This window comes from Trinickia violacea, from assembly GCF_005280735.1.
In the GTDB taxonomy this organism is placed as follows: Bacteria; Pseudomonadota; Gammaproteobacteria; order Burkholderiales; family Burkholderiaceae; genus Trinickia_A; species Trinickia_A violacea.
In genome coordinates this window covers 1,750,891-1,771,734 of the sequence record NZ_CP040078.1, presented here as the reverse complement: position 1 = coordinate 1,771,734, position 20,844 = coordinate 1,750,891, and the positions used below count along the sequence as shown (strand labels likewise).

The 20,844-nt window shown below is 61.9% G+C and carries 22 protein-coding genes; 11 read left to right on the top strand and 11 right to left on the bottom strand.

Annotated elements, in window-relative coordinates; all coding sequences use genetic code 11:
- Positions 1-7: 7 nt before the first annotated feature.
- Positions 8-763 carry a CDP-diacylglycerol diphosphatase gene (locus tag FAZ95_RS30085; protein ID WP_137336083.1) on the top strand — a complete coding sequence of 252 codons (756 nt, stop codon included), beginning with the start codon at positions 8-10 and terminating at the stop codon, positions 761-763.
- 29 nt (positions 764-792) lie between these two features.
- On the opposite strand, the gene FAZ95_RS30080 is transcribed toward FAZ95_RS30085, so the two are convergent.
- On the bottom strand, positions 793-1,305 hold the full coding sequence (locus tag FAZ95_RS30080) for a MarR family winged helix-turn-helix transcriptional regulator (protein WP_137336082.1): 513 nt from the start codon (positions 1,303-1,305) through the stop codon (positions 793-795).
- A 192-nt stretch (positions 1,306-1,497) separates the two neighbouring features.
- On the opposite strand from FAZ95_RS30080, the gene FAZ95_RS30075 reads away from it, so the two are divergent.
- Positions 1,498-2,496, top strand: a complete 999-nt coding sequence (locus FAZ95_RS30075) for a fatty acid desaturase (RefSeq protein WP_137337671.1) — start codon at positions 1,498-1,500, stop codon at positions 2,494-2,496.
- Between the two features lie 415 nt (positions 2,497-2,911).
- Here the strand turns inward: FAZ95_RS30075 and FAZ95_RS30065 are convergent, their stop codons facing one another.
- Positions 2,912-3,184, bottom strand: a complete 273-nt coding sequence (locus FAZ95_RS30065) for a hypothetical protein (protein WP_137336080.1) — start codon at positions 3,182-3,184, stop codon at positions 2,912-2,914.
- 515 nt (positions 3,185-3,699) lie between these two features.
- Between FAZ95_RS30065 and FAZ95_RS30060 the strand changes: the two genes are divergently transcribed.
- Positions 3,700-5,028: an IS4 family transposase gene (locus FAZ95_RS30060; RefSeq protein ID WP_175425684.1), complete on the top strand. Its 1,329-nt coding sequence runs from the start codon at positions 3,700-3,702 to the stop codon at positions 5,026-5,028.
- Between the two features lie 73 nt (positions 5,029-5,101).
- Here the strand turns inward: FAZ95_RS30060 and FAZ95_RS30055 are convergent, their stop codons facing one another.
- Complete coding sequence (locus FAZ95_RS30055) at positions 5,102-6,280, bottom strand: porin (protein WP_137336079.1); 1,179 nt, start codon at positions 6,278-6,280, stop codon at positions 5,102-5,104.
- Between the two features lie 237 nt (positions 6,281-6,517).
- Positions 6,518-6,838, bottom strand: coding sequence for a hypothetical protein (locus FAZ95_RS30050; RefSeq protein WP_137336078.1), 321 nt, complete (start codon positions 6,836-6,838; stop codon positions 6,518-6,520).
- A 476-nt stretch (positions 6,839-7,314) separates the two neighbouring features.
- Between FAZ95_RS30050 and FAZ95_RS30045 the strand changes: the two genes are divergently transcribed.
- On the top strand, positions 7,315-7,581 hold the full coding sequence (locus FAZ95_RS30045) for a hypothetical protein (protein WP_137336077.1): 267 nt from the start codon (positions 7,315-7,317) through the stop codon (positions 7,579-7,581).
- Between the two features lie 132 nt (positions 7,582-7,713).
- Entirely contained in the window at positions 7,714-8,052 is a 339-nt protein-coding gene (locus FAZ95_RS30040; RefSeq protein ID WP_137336076.1) for a DUF4148 domain-containing protein, read from the top strand.
- A 643-nt stretch (positions 8,053-8,695) separates the two neighbouring features.
- On the opposite strand, the gene FAZ95_RS30030 is transcribed toward FAZ95_RS30040, so the two are convergent.
- Entirely contained in the window at positions 8,696-8,944 is a 249-nt protein-coding gene (locus FAZ95_RS30030; protein WP_137336074.1) for a hypothetical protein, read from the bottom strand.
- Positions 8,945-9,445: 501 nt separating this feature from the next.
- Here FAZ95_RS30030 and FAZ95_RS30025 point away from each other — a divergent pair.
- Both FAZ95_RS30025 and FAZ95_RS30020 read left to right on the top strand, forming a co-directional pair.
- Complete coding sequence (locus FAZ95_RS30025; protein ID WP_137336073.1) at positions 9,446-9,787, top strand: DUF4148 domain-containing protein; 342 nt, start codon at positions 9,446-9,448, stop codon at positions 9,785-9,787.
- A 66-nt stretch (positions 9,788-9,853) separates the two neighbouring features.
- Complete coding sequence (locus FAZ95_RS30020) at positions 9,854-10,234, top strand: DUF4148 domain-containing protein (protein ID WP_137336072.1); 381 nt, start codon at positions 9,854-9,856, stop codon at positions 10,232-10,234.
- 178 nt (positions 10,235-10,412) lie between these two features.
- Here the strand turns inward: FAZ95_RS30020 and FAZ95_RS30015 are convergent, their stop codons facing one another.
- Positions 10,413-10,613, bottom strand: coding sequence for a copper chaperone (locus tag FAZ95_RS30015; protein ID WP_137336071.1), 201 nt, complete (start codon positions 10,611-10,613; stop codon positions 10,413-10,415).
- A 111-nt stretch (positions 10,614-10,724) separates the two neighbouring features.
- Positions 10,725-11,036, bottom strand: a complete 312-nt coding sequence (locus FAZ95_RS30010; RefSeq protein WP_137336070.1) for a DUF4148 domain-containing protein — start codon at positions 11,034-11,036, stop codon at positions 10,725-10,727.
- A gap of 182 nt (positions 11,037-11,218) precedes the next feature.
- Between FAZ95_RS30010 and FAZ95_RS30005 the strand changes: the two genes are divergently transcribed.
- A complete protein-coding gene (locus FAZ95_RS30005; protein WP_137336069.1) occupies positions 11,219-12,019 on the top strand; it encodes a phosphate/phosphite/phosphonate ABC transporter substrate-binding protein in 801 nt (266 codons plus the stop codon).
- 55 nt (positions 12,020-12,074) lie between these two features.
- Here FAZ95_RS30005 and FAZ95_RS30000 read toward each other — a convergent pair whose 3' ends face one another.
- From FAZ95_RS30000 to FAZ95_RS29985, 4 genes are all read right to left on the bottom strand, one after another.
- Positions 12,075-14,081 (bottom strand): acetyl-CoA carboxylase biotin carboxylase subunit, encoded by a 2,007-nt coding sequence (locus tag FAZ95_RS30000; RefSeq protein ID WP_137336068.1) that lies wholly within the window; start codon positions 14,079-14,081, stop codon positions 12,075-12,077.
- A gap of 62 nt (positions 14,082-14,143) precedes the next feature.
- On the bottom strand, positions 14,144-14,929 hold the full coding sequence (locus FAZ95_RS29995; RefSeq protein ID WP_137336067.1) for an enoyl-CoA hydratase/isomerase family protein: 786 nt from the start codon (positions 14,927-14,929) through the stop codon (positions 14,144-14,146).
- Positions 14,930-14,952: 23 nt separating this feature from the next.
- Complete coding sequence (locus FAZ95_RS29990; RefSeq protein WP_137336066.1) at positions 14,953-16,560, bottom strand: carboxyl transferase domain-containing protein; 1,608 nt, start codon at positions 16,558-16,560, stop codon at positions 14,953-14,955.
- Positions 16,561-16,591: 31 nt separating this feature from the next.
- Positions 16,592-17,773 carry an isovaleryl-CoA dehydrogenase gene (locus FAZ95_RS29985; RefSeq protein ID WP_137336065.1) on the bottom strand — a complete coding sequence of 394 codons (1,182 nt, stop codon included), beginning with the start codon at positions 17,771-17,773 and terminating at the stop codon, positions 16,592-16,594.
- A gap of 235 nt (positions 17,774-18,008) precedes the next feature.
- Here FAZ95_RS29985 and FAZ95_RS29980 point away from each other — a divergent pair, with 235 nt between their 5' ends.
- The 3 genes from FAZ95_RS29980 to FAZ95_RS29970 all read left to right on the top strand — a co-directional run bounded on the left by FAZ95_RS29980 (position 18,009) and on the right by FAZ95_RS29970 (position 20,560).
- Positions 18,009-18,767 carry a TetR/AcrR family transcriptional regulator gene (locus tag FAZ95_RS29980; protein WP_137336064.1) on the top strand — a complete coding sequence of 253 codons (759 nt, stop codon included), beginning with the start codon at positions 18,009-18,011 and terminating at the stop codon, positions 18,765-18,767.
- Positions 18,768-18,872: 105 nt separating this feature from the next.
- Positions 18,873-19,886 (top strand): DUF2891 domain-containing protein, encoded by a 1,014-nt coding sequence (locus FAZ95_RS29975; RefSeq protein ID WP_137336063.1) that lies wholly within the window; start codon positions 18,873-18,875, stop codon positions 19,884-19,886.
- Between the two features lie 242 nt (positions 19,887-20,128).
- Positions 20,129-20,560 carry an RgsD C-terminal domain-containing protein gene (locus FAZ95_RS29970; protein ID WP_137336062.1) on the top strand — a complete coding sequence of 144 codons (432 nt, stop codon included), beginning with the start codon at positions 20,129-20,131 and terminating at the stop codon, positions 20,558-20,560.
- The last annotated feature ends 284 nt before the right edge of the window (positions 20,561-20,844 follow it).

The following is a 20,844-nucleotide window of genomic DNA, read 5'->3' as shown; positions in this document are numbered from 1 at the left end:
GTCCCCGATGTGCTCGAACCCTTTCGTCAAAACCGTGCTCGCCGCGGTGGTCTTCGCGGCGGCAAGCACAGGCTGCGAAACCATCGCCTCCGCCGACCCCAACGCGCTGTGGGACATCGTCCATCTCGACTGCGTGCCCGCCGCGCAAAACACCGGCAAGACGGGCCTGTGCGCGAACGTCAATCTCACGCAACACTACGCGCTTCTGAAGGACCGCAATGGGGTCGCGCAACATCTGCTGATCCCGACCGAGCGCGTCACCGGAATCGAAAGCCCGCTGCTGCTCGGCCCCGCCGCACCGAACTATTGGGCCGACGCATGGACCGCGCGCAGTTTCGTTGAAGCGTCGCTCAAGAAACCCCTGCCCGACAATCTGCTCGGGCTCGAAGTCAATTCGAAGTACCGGCGCTCGCAAGAGCAACTGCACATCCATATCGACTGCATGCACGCGGACGCAAGCGCCGAGCTCGAAAGCCATCGCAGCGACCCGCCGGGCCAATGGACTTGGGACACAATCGGCGGCAGCCGCTATCGGATCATGCGCGTGACCGGCCCGGCGTTCGATGTCGATCCGTTCGACATCGTCGCGCGCGATCGCGCGGGATCGGACCAAATGGGCATGCAGACGATACTCGTGACCGGCGCCGGGCCCACCGCCGCGAACGACGGCTGGCTGATCCTCAACAGCGGCACCGATGTCACGGGCGGCAGCGGGTCAGCCGAGCCGCTGCTCGACCACGCCTGCGCGGTCGCTCATCGCTGAAGACAGGCCGCCTCCGGCTCGTCACTCTGCTATTCCGCTATCGCGTCCGCCCCGCCGCCTTCCATCGCGACACGCACGAGCCAGCGTCGAATCACGCGCTCCTCATCCTCGCTCAAGCCGTTCAGCAGCTGCTGCTCGATTTCGCGCGTGCGCACGCGGCATGACTTGAGCAGCGCTTTGCCGGCGGGTGTCACATCGATGTGCTGAATACGGCCGTGGATCGCGTGCGGCCGGCGCTCGATTGCGCCCGAACGTTCCAGGTTCGCGACGATCACGCTGACCGTCTGCGGCGTCAGCATCGAGAGCCGCGCCACATCCGCGTTCGATATGCCCGGATACGCGACCAGCATCGTCAGCACGTTGAATTGCGGGGGCGTCACGCCGTAGTCCGCCAGGGCGCGCTCCATCCGCAGCCGAAGCGCCGCGCCGGCCTGGCGCATCAGGTAGCCGACGTAGCCTTGCTCGCCGCGCTTTCCCTCGCCGACACTGGGGATCACGGGGGCATCCGGTGCAACGGCCTGTTTTCGAGGGGTTTTAGTCATGAAGTCAGAGTTCGAATATGTTGTTCGTATTCGCGCATGTTAGCCGATTCGCCTGTTGGGCAGCAGCGCTTGCCCTCCGTGGTCCGTATTGTCCAAATCGGCACAAGCATTTCGCAACAAATTGGTTCTGTCGGCGCGGGCGTCGCTCTACGATCGACCGCATTGCTCATTCCAATCCGACCGAACCTGCCGATGGCGAACTATCTCGACGACGATCAGCGCAACGCGCTCGCGGTCCTGCGCCGCACGTGGACCTGGCGCAGCGAATGGCCGACTTGGTTGTTGATCGCCGTGATTTACGGAGGATGGTTTGGCGTCGCACTGCATGCCCGGCGGCTAGGGCTTCCTATCGCGCTTGGCGTTCTGGTGGTGCTAAGCGCGTGGTACATGTCGCTGCAGCACGAGCTTTTGCATGGCCACCCTACCCGCTCGCCGCTGATCAACGCGCTAATCGGTATCGCGCCGCTGGCGGTCTGGTTTCCCTATGGCATCTATCGCGAATCGCACCTTCGGCATCACGACGATCCGCTCTTGACGCATCCGGGCCTCGATCCGGAAAGCTTTTTTGTTGCGCCGCGTGCGTGGCAGCAGAACGGACGCGTGATGCGAGCGCTGTTGACGGTGCGCAATACGTTTGTCGGGCGCATCGTTATCGGGCCAGCGTTTTCGATCGCCGCACTGGTTTCGGATGCGACCGACAAAATTACGCGCGGCGACCTGAGCGACGTGCCGGTTTGGATCATTCACGGTGTGACGCTTACTGCGATCGTGCACTGGCTCGATACCCGCTGCGGAATCGCGCCTTGGCTTTTTATCGGCGTCGTTGGATATGGGGCGCTTGCGCTAGGGTCGGTTCGCTCGTTTCATGAGCACCGCGCGGCTGATGCGCATGAACACCGATCGGTGATCAACGAGGCTGCGCTGCCTTGGCGGTTGCTGTTTCTCAACAACAACTATCACGTGGTTCACCACGACTTGCCTCACGTGCCTTGGTTTGCGCTTCGGAAAGTCTATGAAGCGTCTCGCCAGCAATACATAGAGCGCTCGGGAGGCTTTCTGGTAAAGGGATACAGCGAATGGCTGAGACTTTATGCATTCACTCCCGTCGCCCCTCCGGTTCATGGGGATCTATCCGGCTTGATCCAGCGTAATCCGCCTGCTTCCGACAATCGTGCCTTCACGATGCGATGAGAGTCGTAGAATATCGCTGTGGATCGTTTTCCGGTGCTTTCCTCGAGCGCCGGACCGGGGACGGTTATCTCGCCAGACGTGATCGACGAGTCGAGTCGAGTCGGCGTTCGGCCGTCCCGAACCGACGAGCCGCGCCTACGAGATCGGGTTGGTCGATCATGAGTTGAGGAGATGATGGTATGGACGCAGTGTGCCCGCTGCACGGGCCAACGAAAGTCATCGGCACGAATGCGTTCGGGTTTCCGGTCTATGCGTGCTGCTGCAAAGACGTGACCTACGTGACGCCTCCGGATGCGTGTACGAGGGCACCGACGCAACGCGGACGTGACCCGCAACCCGAACAATCGAAGACGAGGAAGGAGTGATTCTGGCGCCGGTATGCCGCGTCGCGGCGCCCGGCATGGCCATCAAGCCGTCACTGGCCGCGGAAGACGCTGTTCTGGATCATCTGCAGTTGGCCCGACTTTTCGGAATGGATCAGATCCTGATAGACCTGTTGGCGCGTCACGCGCTGCGGCGCGCCTCCGCCGACGCCCGGTTCCACGCCGCCCACGTCCTGAGAAGCCGACTCGGTCGTGGAGAACTGGGCCGCCTGAATCTGTGCCTGCTCCGGCGTCAGTTCCTGCGCCCACGCGCCCGTCCCGATAAGCGCGATCGTTGCGACCGCGGCAAGCCTGAGCATATTCATGGCAATACCTCCGCTAAAAAGATGGAGAGCGTCCCGGCCTTCAACGCAGCGCTTCCTCGCCCACGCCCGCCGAGGCGGGCGGCTGCGGCGTCGCTGGTTCAGAAGGTAGACCGCCGGATCGTCCAACGGGCCTCCCGACTGGGCTCAAGAACTAGACTGTCGGATCATCCGTTTTATTCCTGCCTGTCCGGCATTCGGGCGTTCCATACTTGAGCGCACGGCGGCGCTGAACGTCAGAGTTCGGGTGTCGTCGCCAACGACGGCACCCACCACGATCGTTGAGGGCTGCGTCGTAGGTGTGAAGAAGCGGACGTATTCAGCCACGCGTGGATGCATGCCCAGAGATGGAAAGCTTTCTGTTTGCCTTCGGTTTATCCCGCGGACAGCGCTTCGATGACGACAGGAAAAAACCAGCCGAAGGACGTAATGCCGTTCAGTTAAGCGACTGAACGGCATTTTTGTTGATGGAGCAAACCTGTTGTAAACAGGGCGTGGCGATGTTAACTTTCGTCGCCATGCTGGTTGACGACCTTCCTCTTCTTGTCGATTCACACCCACCGTTCGAATGGGACCGGCTGGGCGAGCATCTGCCGTACGAATGGATCGAGCAGGCAGTTCAGGCCAGCGGCAGTGCCAGCCTGCGCCGTCGTCGTCTGCCAGCGCAGCAGGTGGTGTGGCTGGTGATCGCACTGGCGTTGTACCGGCATCAGTCAATCAGCGAGGTGGTTGACGGGCTGGAACTTGCGCTTCCCGCGCCCGATGCGTCGTTTGTCAGCAAGAGCGCCATCACCCAGGCACGGCAACGCACCGGCGCCGCGCCGCTGGCGTGGCTCTTTCACGAGTCCGCCAGGAACTGGGTTGCCCAGGATCAGGCGCAATACCTCTTCAAGGGATTCTCGCTGTTCGCCATGGACGGCACCACGCTGCGCACGGCCGACAGTGCCGCCAACCGCAGGCACTTCGGGGCATCCGCGGCCGTGCATGACCGGGTGGGCAGCTATCCCCAGTTGCGTGCCGTTACGCTCACCGCCATTCCCACGCATCTGGTACGCGATGTCGAATTCGGCCCTTATGACGTCAACGAGATGATCTCGGCGCGTGAACTCATGCCGCGTGTGCCGGAGAACTCCATTACGGTGTTCGATAAAGGGTTCCTGTCCGCCCAGCTGCTGTGCAGCCTGGTCGCGGGCGGGGAGAACCGGCATTTCATCATTCCGGCCAAGTCCAATACACGCTGGGAGGTGCTCAGTGGTGAGTCCGGCGATCAGATGGTGCGCATGCGCGTGTCGCCGCAGGCGCGAAAGGCGTGTCCGGAGCTGCCCGAGTCCTGGCAGGCCCGTGCCGTGCTCGCCGTCGATGCCGGTGGCCGGCAGCGGGTATTGCTGACTTCCCTGAGCGATCGGCAGCGGTTTAAGGCCGGTGACATCGTGTCCTGCTACGAACGTCGCTGGCAAATCGAGACCAGCTACCGTGAATTGAAGCAATCGATGCTGGGCATGGAGTTGACCCTTCGCAGTCAGACCGTGGAAGGCGTCTACCAGGAGTTCTGGGGCGCTTTGATCGCCTACAACCTGATTCGCCTGGAGATGGCGAAGGCTGCCCTGGAGGCCGGCCGCACACCCGAGGAGCTGAGCTTCATCAGGGCGTTTCACACGATCCAGTACGAAATGACGTGGGCGGCCGTCACGCGCTCGTACGGCAAACTCCCTGCGCTACTCGCGCGCCTGCGCGAGCGCCTCAAGCAGCTTCCCAACGAAAAACGGCCCGGGCGCTCATGCGCTCGGGCCGTCAAGTCCAGACCTTTCCGTTACACCGTCCGGTACCTGAAGCGGGACCTTAACTGAACGGCATTAAGCCGAAGGACGGGTCTTCGGCCGGTTTTCCTGCTGCTTTTAGGCTTTGCCTACTAGCGCATCGTTAGAACTTATGGCGCAGGCCGAGGCTGATGAGCGTCTGACTGCTCGTGCCGTTATAGCCGTACGAACCGATCGATGCAACCGTAGACGACAGCGAGCCATCGGCATTGCGCTGCGTGCCGCTCGCCTTTTGCCATGCGCCGACGAGATAAACGTCAGTGCGCTTCGACAGGTTATAGTCGGCGCCTGTCGAAATTTGGTTGTAGTGGTTGCTCGTATCGCCGGTGCCGGCGGTATAGCTATAACCAAGACCAAGCAGCAGCGCAGACGTCAACTGATAGTTCACGAACGCGTTAGCGGTGTTGTACTTCTCGGTGGCGAACAGTGAGTAGCCGTCGGACTTGTATTGCGCATTGCTATAGCTCGCGCCGAACGTGAACTGTCCAAGCGTATACTGGCCGGCAGCGCGGGCGATCTGGATCGACTTGGCCGTCTGGTACGCAAAGTTGACCGTCGAGGCACCGGCATTGAACGTATCGAAAGGACCGTCAGACGTACCGCCCCAGGTCGTGCGCTTGCCATCGGTCAACACGTTCGTGTTGTCGACGACCAAATAGCTGGCCGCCAAGGCGATCGGACCGTTGTTGTAGGCCGCTCCGAACGACCACGTTTGACCCGCACCCGTTTGGCCCGCAACGCCGCCAAATGCATACATCGCTTCTACCTGGAAGCCAGCATACGTCGGCGACAGGTACTTGACCGCATTGTTGATGCGGAAGCTGTTGTCGTAGTTATCGACATCGCCTGGCGTCGCGAAGATGCTGCCGAAGTAGTTGTCTTCGGTGATGGCTTGCACGAGATCGACGCTCGGGTCGTATTGGCGACCGAGGGTCAGCGTACCGTACTGGCTGCTCTGCAGACCGACGAATGCTTGACGGCCGAACTCGCGGCCACCCTGCAACAACTTGCCGGTACCCGGGTCAAAGCCGTTTTCCAACTGGAAGATCGCAGCCAACCCGCCACCGATGTCCTCCGTCCCCTTCAAGCCCCAGCGCGTGCCCGACAAGTCGCCACCGCTCGCGTTGCTGAGCGACCACAGATTCTTATTGCCGTCGGCATGATTCACGTACGTGATCGACGTATCGATGGTGCCGTAGAGCGTCACGCTGCTTTGTGCGTGAGCAGCTCCGGTTGCGCCGATGAGCACGAGCGCGAACGCCGACGATGCGATTTTTTTCATCACTTCTCCATGCGGATAGATTGGTGACTGCTACGGAATTGAGAATAGCCCGAGCGCGTTGTGTCGACGAATGAACAAAAAAGAGTGTCGTCAAAAGGAAACACCAATCCGGCGGGCGTATCGAGGAGCCATTCGGCTGGCGCAAGACGGTCGGCCGGATTCGTCGGAGTATCGCGGCATCCAGCGAGTCGACCAGCCATGACGAGGCGCTTCTCAACAGCCTGTCAGGGATGAAGGTCATTGATTACCCGGCGGCACAACCGGCGCTCGACGCACGCCGGCAAGCGGTGAGCCATAGCCACCGGACTGCGCGTTGTTGGGCAAGCCGTTCGCCAGTTGTGCACGCGGATCGGTAGGGTTCAATGGGAGTTCACCCGCTTGCCTGACTCCATGCGTGGGATATTCGCTTCCGAGCGGAGCATTCGGCATTAGCGCAAGGCTATTCTCCGGTGAATAGACGTCATCTTGGGCGGAAGGCGGTCGAGCATGAGCGCTCGAGTCGATGGAAAACAAAAACGATCCTGAAATCAGACTGGCAAGCAACAGAGCGTTTTTCATCGCGATCTCCCGGCAAGGCCGTGACACGAGAGGCGTGCGTCACGCCCCCTGTACTTCTCACATATGCGCACTTCGAATCGATGGCACGGGCAAAATACTTCCCAATCCAGGATTGCTACATAACTCGAAGGTCGATCTTGCACTGAGACAGCGGCTCGTTTGGGCTCGTCTGTCGACAGGCTTGTCGAGCAAAACCGTTCCTGGCCGACATTTATTCCCGCAGCGACGCGGCGCCGTGCAACTGCCGTGAATACGCCGTCAGTGATGGAGCGACCCGATGCCATAGTCGTGTGGCGGCAACTCGCCGCGCGACGCATTCGTCAGTGCTTCATGTTTTTGTACAAACCCATTGAACCAGGCGGAATAAGCGGCGCTCATCCCAGGTATACCTTCGGGTAAGCAGGCCTCGTGACGACTAGAGCGTTTCGGACCACTTACATAACGGTTCGAAGCGAAGCCAAGACTGGAGGTTCATCATGAAGTCACTCATTCAAGCTATTGCAGTTGCCGCGGTACTCAGCGTCCCGACCGTATCGTTTGCTCAGTCGGACGCCAGCGCCGCCAAGAACAACGCCGCTGTGTCAGGCTACGGAGGTGCAGCCGACGAAACGTCGGCGTCAGGTTCACATCATCCGCTTCTAGCACTGGATCATTCGATTCACTCGATGGGACATGCGATTCGTTCGTCGATCCGCCCCGACCCCAATGACGGCACGAAACCGATCTACTTTGGTAAGCGCTGACTTTTCCCAGTCGTTGTCGGCCCGGCCGGCGAGCGCGAGCGCTACCCAAACGTTCATCTGTTTCATTGCAGCTCGACACGTTGTCGCAGCCCAACATTGCATCGTCACAACACCGCACAAGGAGCGGACGACATGAAACTCATCTGGAGCAAAACTGCGGTGGCGCTTTGCGTGCTGCTGGCAAGCGGTGCGGCGTCGGCAGCCAGCAAGCTGACGCCAGCCGAATGCAACGACTATCCTTTCAAGCCATTAAGCAAACCGGTCACACATGCCCAACTGATGCGAGAACTCAGAGAACTGGAATCGGTCGGCTACGATCCGTCGGCCTACGACGATAGCTACTATCCATCGGACGTCCTGCTGGCGCAAGCGCGGCTTCGGTTGAAGTACCGTGCCGATTGTCTCGGAGAAAACGTGAAGGTGCCCACGGCACGGATTGATTCGAGAAGGGGCCTGTTAGCGCCGATGTAAGACTAATATTCATTGAAACGGCCGCCAGCCGGCATTCGCATCGACGCCGCCTACCCTACGAGGACGCGACAAAGTCAAGCAATGCCGGCGGCGACACCACGCCGATTGCGGCGCGAACCAATTTGTACTTCAATCCGCTGTCATGCCTAGACGACGGAGTAGCTCCGCACCGGCTGGCGTTAACCGAAATCCGCCCTCGTCGAAAGCCGAAGGGACGATTTCGACGAGGCTTGCTTCTTGAAGAGCGACCGCATCGGGATCGCCAGGTTCCACCTGGCTGGGCGCATCAAGCAGTAGAAACAGAATGGCGATCTCATGGTGACTTAGCAGCGATCTCATCATCGACCTCGGGCATTGGGCAGGGAGCGTATCGTCAGCGACAAACCACTTGAACTTCGAATGACGTGAATGCTGCGGCGAATCCAACGTTATCCCCGTCAGACCTCTGTTGATCGACTTGACGGAACCCGCTTAATTGCTTGATTGAATTTTGGTTTGACTTGGCAGGCCGCGATCGACGCTGATATGCGATACGTTCAGGCGCCTCGGTTTGCATAGCCATGTCACCGGCATTAAACGCCGCACTGGCGACGGCCTTTGCGAGAAAACAAACAGCTACCCCTTCGATCCGTATCACGCTCTCCTACGCTGCAAGCCGCTGACTCGCCAATGCCGGGCGTGCAGTCGAGGGCGGAAAGACGCACCAGCAGCCGTCATCGTGACGAAAGAAGAAAATCGCACGCGAACCGCTCGGGGCCATCGCCTCGACGCGCACATAGCGTCGCCTCTCGCGACCCGTGCGGCCAAATTGAATGACACGGAGCCGCGTCGTCGGAGTTGGGGTAAGCCATTTTTCTACCAGGAAACGCAGGGACTTCTCGGCGATGTTCATGTCCGCCTCCTTCCATTTCTTCCGCAGCTCACGCCGATCGGCGGTTGGTAGCAAAACCCTGTGACCTGTGGATCGTGCTGCGTACACTGAGTTAACCACGCCAGCGTCCGCTTTATTCCGGAGGCTCGCGTGTGATGGCATGCCGCCATTTCGAGCGCACCTGAACAACCTATCTGAGTTTTCTCGGAATCTCTTGATCAAGGCCGATCCGGTCAAGATGCGGCCTCCTATAGAACGGACGGTTACGGTGCGACCTGCCCCAGCAACTTGCCGGGTGACGCACTCTCCAATGCTTCTTGCTTTTGCTGCACTCCCGGCAACCTTGGGAATAAGCGACGCCCCCTCCCGGTATACCGCAGTGTGAGCACGCTGATGGTGTTGAGCCTGTCTCCGACTGTAAGGCCTCTACGATGCATGTGGCCCGACGGAACCCGGTCGAGTTTTCCGCGCGCTTGATGATGCAAAACCAGTAATTTTCCGTCACTTATATTGGAGTCCAAAGTGAATACGAAAACCATGATTTTCACCCTTATTCTCGTCGCCGGATCGAGTATTGCGATCAACTCGCATGCTCAAGAAAAGACGCGGGCGCAGGTGCGGCAGGAGTTGATTGAAGCCGAGCGCAACGGCAGGAATTTCGTGAGTGAAACGTCATACCCCGACGTTGCACCGATCTTTGAACAGCAAGTCGCGCGACTCAAGCAGCAAAACAGCGACGGTGGGATGGGTAGTGCAACGACAGGCACCAGCGATGCCAGCCACATCAAACGGGAAACGCCTCCTTCAGATCCGTCAACCTGCGTTGGACCTGTCAGCTTCTGCACTATTTATTCCGGCTCTTGAGCCATACATCAACGTGTTTCACGGTTTCCCGGCAAACCGGGTCCCTTGTTGGAAGGAGTCAAGATCATGAAAAAGCTAGCCCTGCTGGCATTGACGCTCAGTGCGGTTGTCGGCTCCACAGCGACTTTTGCGCAGTCCGGGTCCGTCCCGCTCACCCGCGCACAGGTCCGCGCCGCCCTCGTCAGGATCGAACAGGCCGGATACAATCCGGCGTCTGAGAACGACGTGAACTATCCTGCCGATATCCAGGCCGCGGAGGCGAAGGTAGCCGCCCAGGATGCCGAACAGCAAGCCGCCACGCCCCAGCAACAAAAAAGCGACAGTGGCATGGGCCCCGAAATGAAAGGCACGAACGATTCCGGCCACAAAAAACAGGATACGCATCCCGCAAGTCCCTCGACCTGCGTCGGACCTGTCAGCTACTGCACTATTTATTTCGGCTCGTGAAACACAGGCCACTGTGCTTCGGTAGAGGTGGTGATATACACGTCCTGTGCCAACGCCTCGTGTGCCGTGTCAGCGTGCCTGGCGGTGCACGTCGATCGCTCGGCGTCTTCCGATTGAATCCGTCCAGATCCGCCAGCGGCACGGCCGGCCGCAAACCGCTATCGTCCGCACCCGCGAACTATCCTTCGATAATGGTCACTTCATAATCTTCGTCGTCGAAGGCAACGAAGAATTCTTCGGGCATCAGCCACGAATCCACACTCACCGTATTTGCGCCAACGTCGACGGACACCTTCGCGTCGGCGTCGACGGTCTTCATCGCACGCTCGACTCTAGATACATCGTCCGAGCGAATGGTTTGCTTCACCGAGAATTTCATTTCCGCTTCTCCAACTGACCCATCGTTTACGGCATCACCGGCAGCCCGCTCTTTAGCCGACTGCCGGTTCGTATTACGCTTGGTCGCGACTGCGGCCTCACGAGGTTGTGATTACGGGCGAGTGTACATGGCATTCCACTCGGCACCCGAAGCAGCCGGACGGCCAGCCCCCGACGAACCACCGGCGACACCACCGAATCCGCTTTGTGCCGCGTTTCGCGCAGCCAAACGTGCCTCGGCCGCTTCGATCTGCGTCGGGTACTGAGCTTGATCGCCATCGCCTACGCGATAGCCCGCCTTCTCGACATGAACGAGTTCACTACGCACTTGCGCACGCGTAACTGGAGTGTTCGATTGCGCGACGGCGACGACAGGAGCGACTATGACCGCTGCGATTCCAATGACCTTGATAACGGAGTTCATGATTCACCTCAATGATCTAGATTGACCGAGAACTGCTGTTCTTGCCAGGTGAATGCATTTTATTGAGGTCAACCTCTAAGTTAAACTGATCGACAAGCAAAAGACTTGTTACACCAAGCATTCGTGCGCATGTCGCGATCCATTCACTGCGGACGCAACCGAAATACCCGACAATCACGCCCATGACCTGGCTCGCCGCCCTCCCCATGTACAACGTCAGTCCCTCACTCGCCGCGGACTGGCGTTCGCTGCTGCGTCACGTCTTGCGCGCGCTGGGCGTTGACGGAACCGGCATTCGCATCACCGATCCCGGCGATGACCTGCATGCCTTTTGGCGCCGCACCGATCTCCTGATTTCGCAGACGTGCGGCTACCCGCTCATGCATGGCCTGCACGAGCACGTGCAACTGGTCGCGACACCGCACTTCGAAGCACCCGGCTGCGACGGCGCCAACTACCGCGGCGTGCTCATAACCGGCCGCCATGTGAGCGCACAGACGCTCGAAGCGTGCCGCGGTCTGCGCGCGGCATGTAACCAGGACGATTCGAATAGCGGAATGAATGTGCTGCGGCACGCGGCGGCACCGTTTGCACGCGATGGGGTGTTCTTCGGCGGCGTCGTGCGCACAGGCTCACACATCGAGTCGCTGCGCGCACTCGCGCAAGGGCACGCGGAAGTCGCCTCGATCGACTGCGTAACGATGGCCTTCGTGCGCGACCATCTGCCGGACTTGGCCCAGTCTGTCAGGGAAATCGGCTTCACCGCGGCGTCGCCCGGCTTGCCGTTGATCGCGTCACGCGCGGCTCCGAAAACGCTCATCGAGCCGATACGCGAGGCGTTGAATGATGCGATCGCAGCGGATGCGCCGCTCGCGCAGCGCTTGCGTCTCAAACGCTTTTCGACGCTCTCGCTAGCCGATTACGCACGCATCGAGCAGTTGGAAGACGAGGCGCGGGCAGCCGGCTATCCGCGCCTCGGATGACGCACGCCGAACGCATACGTCGAATTGACTAAGCCATCTCAAGCCACAACCGGCGTCATTCGACTTCCATCACGAGCAACTGCGCACCGTCGGTGACCTGATCGCCGACCGCATACAGCACCTCGGCCACCTTGCCCGCCGCCGGCGCACCGATCGTGTGCTCCATCTTCATCGCTTCCATCACGATCAGCGGTGCACCCTTCTCGACCACCGCGCCCGGCTCGACCAGCACCGCGATCACCTTGCCCGGCATCGGCGCGGTCAAGCGCCCTTCGCCGTGTTCGGTGTCCGCCGCATGCGCGAGCAGGTTCTTCCATTCGAACGCCAGCGCGGCGCCTTGACAGAACACGTGAAAGACATCGCCGTCGATGAACACTCGGCCCTTCACGCGCGAGTCGCCGATCGTCGCGCGGAACTCGTGTGCGCCCTCACCCGCTTGCCACTTGAAAGGCTCGCTGGCGCCCGCATACTCGAGCGAACGCAACGCGCCGTCGCGCACGTACGTCGCTGCGAAGGCGCTGTCCGTCTCCGTGTCGCGCCATTCGATCTTCTGCCGATAGCTGCCGTTCAGCCGCCAGTGCGACAGCGCATCCCACGGCGAAGCGCCGTGCGCGACGCCGCCCTCGCGCGTCATCAACGCGGCGCACGCGAGCGCGACCGCCTCCTTGAACGGCTTTTGCGCCGGCGCGAACAGCGCGTCGTGGTGACGCTCAATGAGGCCCGTATCCAGATCCGCCGTCGCGAACGGCTCGCTCGTGACGATGCGCTGCAGAAACTCCACGTTCGTATGCGGCCCGACCACTTCACACGCGCGCAGCGCGCGATTCATGCGCGCGAGCGCCTCGTCGCGATCCGCGCCGTGCACGATCAGCTTGGCGATCATCGGATCGTAGAACGGCGTGATCGTGTCGCCTTCGCGAACGCCGCTGTCGATCCGGACCGGCGCGCGCGTCGTCTCGCCGATCGTGAACTCGACACCCTCGGGCATGCGCAGATGCTTGAGGGCGCCCGTCGACGGCAGGAAGCCGCGCGCGGGGTTTTCCGCGTAGATGCGCGCTTCGATCGCGTGACCGTCGAGCTTGAGCTGATCCTGCTTCAGCGGCAACGGTTCACCCGCGGCCACGCGCAATTGCCATTCGACGAGATCCTGTCCCGTCACCATCTCGGTGACCGGGTGCTCGACCTGCAAGCGCGTGTTCATCTCCATGAAGTAGAACGCGTCGCCGGTCATGATGAATTCGACGGTGCCCGCGCCGACATACTCGACCGCGCGCGCCGCCGCCACCGCCGCCTCGCCCATCTCGCGGCGCAGCTCGGCGGAGAGTCCCGGCGCGGGCGCTTCCTCGAGCACCTTCTGGTGGCGGCGCTGCACGGAACAGTCGCGGTCGAACAGATAGACCGCGCCGCCGTGCTGGTCGGCGAACACCTGCACTTCGACGTGACGCGGACGCGTCAGGTACTTCTCGATCAGCACGCGGTCGTTGCCGAAGCTCGACGCCGCCTCGCGCTTGCACGACGCGAGCGCGGCCGCGAAGTCCGCGCTCTTCTCGACGACGCGCATGCCCTTGCCGCCGCCGCCCGCGCTCGCCTTCAGCAGCACGGGGTAGCCGATCGTATCGGCCTCGCGCTGCAGCAACTGCGGCTCTTGATCGTCGCCGTGGTAGCCCGGCACGAGCGGCACCGCCGCCGCGTGCATCAGCGCCTTCGCCGCCGCCTTCGAGCCCATCGCCGCAATCGCGCTGACCGGCGGTCCAATGAACACGATGCCCGCTGCTTCGCAGGCGTGCGCGAAATCCTCGTTCTCGGACAAGAAGCCGTAGCCCGGATGCACCGCTTGCGCGCCGGTCTTCTTCGCCGCTTCGATGATGCGTTCGATCCGCAGATAGCTTTCCGCCGCCGTCGAGCCGCCGATATGCACGGCTTCGTCGCACGCGGCGACGTGTTTCGCGTTCGCGTCCGCATCCGAATAGACGGCGACGCTCACGATGCCGAGCCGCTTGCAGGTTGCGGCGACGCGGCAGGCAATTTCGCCGCGGTTCGCAATCAGAATCTTGTTGAACATGAAAGGTCTCGCAAAGAGGCTGGGATTCGGCTAAGGGCGAAAGGCTAACAGCGATGCCGGAGTCAATCGCGCCACACGGGGGTGCGCTTTTCGAGGAAGGACGCGACACCTTCGCGTCCTTCGACACCGGCGCGCACACGTGCAATGCGTTCCGCCGTATCGTCGAGCAGCGCTTCATCGAGCACGCGGCCCGCGACATCCTGCACGAGCTGCTTCGAATCACGCACCGCGCTCGGTCCGTTCGAGCAAAGCGTCTGCGTGAGCTTTTGCACAGTGGCATCGAGTTCGTCGGCGCTCACAGCCTCATGGATGAAGCCAAGACGCAGCGCCGTCGCGCAATCGAACTGCTCGGCCGTCGTGAAGTAGCGGCGCGACGCGCGTTCGCCGAGCGCGCGAATCACGTATGGCGCGATCGTGGCGGGAATGAGGCCAAGGCGTGCTTCGGAAAGGCAGAAGCGTGCGGTGTCGACGGAAACGACGATGTCGCTTGCCGCGATCAGGCCCATGCCGCCCGCGTAAACATCGCCGGAGACACGCGCGACAACCGGCTTCGTGCAGCGGTAGATCGCAGCCAACATGTTCGCGAGGCGCTTCGCATCGGCGCGATTCTCCGCATCGGAGAACGTCGCCATTTTCTTCATCCAGTTCAGGTCCGCGCCCGCGCAAAACGCGGCACCGTTCGCCGCGAGCACGACCGCGCGAATCTCGTCGTGCGTATTGAGCGCGGTAAACACGTCGGTCAGCTCGGCGATCATCGCCTCGTTGAACGCATTGCGGACTTCGGGACGATTGAGCGTCACCGTCGCGATGCGCTCGGCAAACTCGACGTTCAGCATTTCGTATGGCATGTCTGTCTCCTGTCTCGCCGCCGTCACATCCGGAACACGCCGAAGCGCGTGTCTTCGATCGGCGCGTTCATCGCCGCCGACAAGCCGAGCCCGAGCACGTCGCGCGTCTGCGCCGGATCGATCACGCCGTCGTCCCACAAGCGTGCGCTTGCGTAGTACGGGTGGCCCTGGTGCTCGTATTGATCGCGGATCGGCTTCTTGAACGCCTCTTCCTCGTCGGCCGACCACGCGCCGCCCTTCGCTTCGATGCCGTCGCGCTTGACCGTCGCGAGCACGGATGCGGCCTGCTCGCCGCCCATCACCGAGATGCGCGCGTTCGGCCACATCCACAGGAAGCGCGGCGAATACGCGCGGCCGCACATGCCGTAGTTGCCCGCGCCGAACGAGCCGCCGATGATCACCGTGAACTTCGGCACCTTCGCCGTGGCCACCGCCGTCACCATCTTCGCGCCGTTGCGCGCGATGCCTTCGTTCTCGTATTTGCGGCCCACCATGAAGCCCGTGATGTTCTGCAGGAACACGAGCGGAATCTTGCGCTGGCAGCACAGCTCGATGAAATGCGCGCCCTTCAGTGCCGATTCGGAAAACAGAATGCCGTTGTTCGCGATGATCCCGACCGGGTGCCCCCAGATATGCGCGAAGCCCGTGACGAGCGTCGTGCCGTAGCGGGCTTTGAATTCGTCGAAAGCGGAATCGTCGACGATGCGCGCGATCACCTCGCGCACATCGAACGGCTTGCGCGTATCGACGGGAATCACGCCGTAGAGGCTTTGGGCGTCGTGACGCGGCGGCTTCGGTTCCTGCAACGCCACGCTCGGCTGCTTCACGCGGTTGAGCTTGCCGACGATGTTGCGCGCGATCGAAAGCGCGTGAGCGTCGTTCTGCGCGAGATGGTCGGCCACGCCGGACAAGCGCGTGTGCACGTCGCCGCCGCCGAGATCCTCGGCGCTCACTTCCTCGCCGGTCGCCGCTTTCACGAGCGGCGGACCGCCCAGAAAAATCGTCCCTTGATTCTTGACGATGATCGATTCGTCGCTCATCGCGGGCACGTACGCGCCGCCCGCCGTGCACGAACCCATCACCACCGCGATCTGCGCAATGCCTTGCGACGACAGATTCGCCTGGTTGTAGAAGATGCGCCCGAAGTGATCGCGATCGGGAAACACTTCGTCTTGGTTAGGCAGGTTCGCACCGCCCGAATCGACCAGGTACACGCACGGCAACCGGTTTTCCTGCGCAATCTCCTGCGCACGCACGTGCTTCTTCACCGTGACCGGATAATAGGTGCCGCCCTTGACCGTCGCGTCGTTGCAGACGATCACGCACTCCTGCCCCGCGATGCGGCCGATCCCCGTGATCACACCCGCGCCCGGCGCGGCATCGTGATACATGCCGAACGCGGCGAGCTGCGAGAACTCGAGGAACGGCGTGCCGGGGTCGAGCAGTTGCGCGATGCGATCGCGCGGCAGCAGCTTGCCGCGCGAGACGTGCTTGTCGCGCGCGGCTTGACCGCCGCCCAGCGCGACATGCTCGATCTTCGCGCGCAGATCGGCGACGAGCGCTTCGAGCGCGGCGGCGTTGGCCCGGAAGTCGTCCGAGCGCGGGTTCAGCTTGGTTTCGATGATCGGCATGTCGTGTGGCTCCGTGCGGCGGCGTTCAAGCTCAAAGCGTTTCGGCAAACAGTTCGCGGCCGATCAGCATGCGGCGCACTTCGCTCGTGCCCGCACCGATTTCATAGAGCTTCGCATCGCGCCACAGGCGGCCCACCGGGTACTCGTTGATGTAGCCATTGCCGCCGAGGATCTGAATCGCCTCGCCGGCCATCCACGTCGCCTTCTCGGCCGTGTAGAGGATCACGCCTGCGCAATCCTTGCGGACTTGGCGAACGTGGTCGCTGCCGATGGTGTCGAGCTGGCGGCCCACCGCATACAGATACGCGCGGCAGGCTTGCAGCGTCGTATACATGTCGGCGACCTTGCCTTGAATCAGCTGGAATTCGCCGATCGATTGGCCGAACTGCTTGCGATCGTGGATATACGGCACGACCGCATCCATGCACGCGAGCATGATGCCCGTCGGGCCGCCCGCGAGCACCGCGCGCTCGTAATCGAGGCCGCTCATCAGCACCTTCACGCCGCCGTTGAGCTGGCCGAGAATGTTCTCTTCGGGCACCTCGACGTTCTCGAACACGAGCTCACCGGTATGCGAGCCGCGCATGCCGAGCTTGTCGAGCTTCTGCGCGACCGAGAACCCTTTCATGCCCTTTTCGACGATGAACGCCGTGATGCCCTTCGGGCCGGCGTCGACGTCGGTCTTCGCGTAGACGACGAGCGTGTCGCAATCCGGGCCGTTCGTGATCCACATCTTGGTGCCGTTCAGCACATAGTGGTCGCCGCGCTTGTCGGCGCGCAGCTTCATGCTGACGACGTCCGAGCCGGCGTTCGGCTCGCTCATCGCGAGCGCGCCGACGTGCTCGCCGGAAACGAGCTTCGGCAGGTACTTGCGCTTCTGCGCTTCGGTGCCGTTGCGGTGGATCTGGTTCACGCACAGGTTCGAATGCGCACCGTAAGAAAGTCCGACCGACGCCGACGCGCGCGAAATCTCCTCCATCGCGACCATGTGCGCCGTATAGCCCATGTTCGCGCCGCCGTACTCCTCGGAGACCGTCATGCCGAGCACGCCGAGCTCGCCGAACTTGCGCCACAGGTCCATCGGGAACTGGTCGGTGCGGTCGATTTCGCCCGCGCGCGGCGCGATTTCCTTCGCGGCGAAGTTCGCGAGCGTATCGCGCAGCATTTCGATGTCTTCGCCAAGCGGGAATTGCAGTCCAGGCAGATTGCTCATTGATGTCTCCTCGAAGTTGGGAAGCGCGATGTGGCATTGCGGCATTGGCAGGCTCGTGGCCCGCCGCCTATGTTGCGCTCGAACACCGCGAATTTCACGCTACATTGACGTAAACGTCAATAGGTTTTTATGAGTAACGCTCAGATTTCCTCAAATCAGCTTGAAGCCTTGTAAACACGTGCTAACATCCCCATCAGGCAGACCGCATAAACCACACAATCTGAACTCGACTCATATGACGGCGGAGACCAAGGCCGAACCCGCAGGCGCGCGCCGCCAGCCGGCAGGGCGCAAGTCGCAGCAACGCGTGAAGGACATCCTTCAGGCGGGGCGCGACGTGTTCTCGGAAAAAGGGTACGAGAGCGCGACCACCGCCGAAATCGCGCAGCGCGTGGGCATTTCCGAAGCGACCGTGTTCAGCTATTTCCGCGGCAAGCGCGACCTGTGCGCGCGCGTCATCGCGGATTGGTACGACGAAATCATCGCCGCGATCGAAACCGGCCTGCCGCGCGACGGCGGCACGCGCCAGCAGTTCGCGTTCATCGTCCGCACGCATTTGCGTCTGATGCTGCTGAACGGCACGGGGCTTTGCGCGCTGGTGCTGTCCGAGGGACGCACGAAGCATCACGAACTCAGCGACGAGCTGACCGAGCTCCAGCGCCGCTACACCGCGCCGCTGATGCGCGTGCTCGCGCATGGCCAGGAAATCGGCCAAATCCGCGCCGACGTGCCGCTGCGCCTCTTGCGCTCGATGGTGTTCGGCCCGATGGAGCATGTGCTGTGGGACGCGACGCTCGCGAACCGCCGCACCGACATCGATGCGACGGCCGACCGTCTGGTCGACGTGCTGTGGGCCGCGTTGCAGCCGCCGCAGGCGGAGCTGGCCGCGCTCGTGCAGTTGAAGAACGATCTCGACGAAGCGACGCGCCGTTACGAGGCGGCGACGCGGACGAACAAGCAACCCACCACCGCCGTAAAGCGCGTGTTAGATTGATCGGCGTTGCCGAATCGTCTGACAGGACAGCGACGGGTCTCACCCGCTAGTCGCACACTCGCGCACCGCCCGTCAGCCCGCCACTCCACTTCTGACGACACGCCGATGACCGCTCATCTCACCCCCGCCATTGCGTCGAAGTTCGCCTCGCTGGCGCTCGCCCACCTGACTCGCGAATATCCGAACAAGCTCACGCACTCGCTGGCCGGCCCAGAGGACGTGCAGAGCCCTCGCGCGCTGCACCCGATCTTCTACGGCAGCTACGACTGGCATTCGTGCGTGCATGGCTATTGGCTGGTGCTGCGTCTCGTCGATCGATACCCCGACCTGCCGGAAGCGTCGCCCATCGCCGCCGTCGTCGACGCGCATTTCACGGAGGAAAACGTCGCGGGCGAGCTCGCTTACTTGAACCTTGCTCACAACCGCGGCTTCGAGCGGCCCTATGGCTGGACGTGGCTCCTTGCGCTCGCGGGCCAGCTCCATTCGATGACGTCGTTGCCCGAAGCCGCGCGATGGAGCAAGACGCTCACGCCGCTCACGGAAGCGTTCGTCGAACGCTTCACCGAGTTCCTGCCGAAGTCGACGTATCCGCTGCGCGTCGGCACGCATTTCAACACGGCGTTCGCGCTTGCGCTGGCGCTCGACTTCGCGCGCCTTACGTCGAACGGTGCGCTCGAAACGCTGATCGTATTGACGGCGGAGCGCTGGTATTCGAACGATGCGGGCTGCCAGGCGTGGGAGCCGAGCGGCGACGAGTTTCTGTCGCCCGCGCTGATGGAAGCGGAATTGATGCGGCGCGTGTTGCCGGCCGGCGAGTTCGCCAGCTGGTTCGATCGTTTCCTCCCTGATTTGGCCGCACGCAAGCCCGAGACACTGTTCGTTCCGGCCACCGTCACCGACCGCACCGACGGCAAGATCGCGCACCTCGACGGCCTCAACCTCAGCCGTGCGTGGTGCCAGCGTTCGATTGCGCGCGCGCTGCCTGCCGGCGACATCCGCGCAACGCGTTTGCACGAAGCGGCCGAGCTGCATTTGCGCACCGCGCTCGAACACGTCGCCGGCGACTACATGGGTGAGCATTGGCTCGCCACGTTCGCGCTGCTCGCGCTGGAGGCTTGACGCGCCGCCGACGCTTCAGCCGTTCAACACCCCCATGAATTAAGGCATTTTTAAGGTTTCGTTCGTACGCTCAAAGACATCCCGATGCAGTTCCGTGCCTCGACGAGGACGTGAACGGGACGAGCAAAGATGACCGGAAAACGCATCCCGGTCCTCGTTTAGGCTCGGCAAAAACGACACCGCTTCGGCAAGCGAAGCGCAGGGGCCTTTTGTGTCGTCAAGGGTGTTCGACGGAGAAACAAATGAAGCCACGTCTACTTTCGCTCATTAGTGCGGCCGCTATTCTTGCTGCCGGTACGTGTCAAATCGCCCTGGCCGCAACGCCGGCATTACCGCCGCTTCAGCATAGCGGCAACATCAGCTATTTGTCGGGAGGGGTAGGCAGCGACCAATCCGCGGCGATCAAGAGCGTGATGCACAACTATCCGCTGACCTTGGAATTCGCGGGCAAGACGAACAGCGGCAACGAATATCTGGCAGACGTCCCGGTTCAAATCGCAAATGCGCATGGAACGACGGTCCTCAAGACAGACTCGCGCGGACCGTTCATGCTGCTATCGCTGCCGGATGGGCGCTACACGGTAACGGCGCGTCACGACGGTAAGACCCAAAGCCGTACGGTGAATATCGCGTCCACCACGCGCGCGCACGAAGTGTTCATCTGGGCGATGTAGCACGAGATTGCGAGCGTTCCGCGCGCCACGGTTTGAATGCGTGACGCTCGGAACGCTCAGGAACGGAAAGGAGATCGGGTGATGCCAACCAGCGATGAGGTCACTCCAGAGCGAGCATGCGCCGATTGCACATCGGCATCCGCGCGAGAGCGCACACCGTCCAAGCGCCTTGGGCCATATGCCGTCATCGTGCTGGTGCTTCCCGTCATGTTTGCCGCGATGTTCGTCTTAATCGGCATGCTCGGTCTCCTCGCGAAATTGTTCTCGTGGTGACGTCCGCCGCG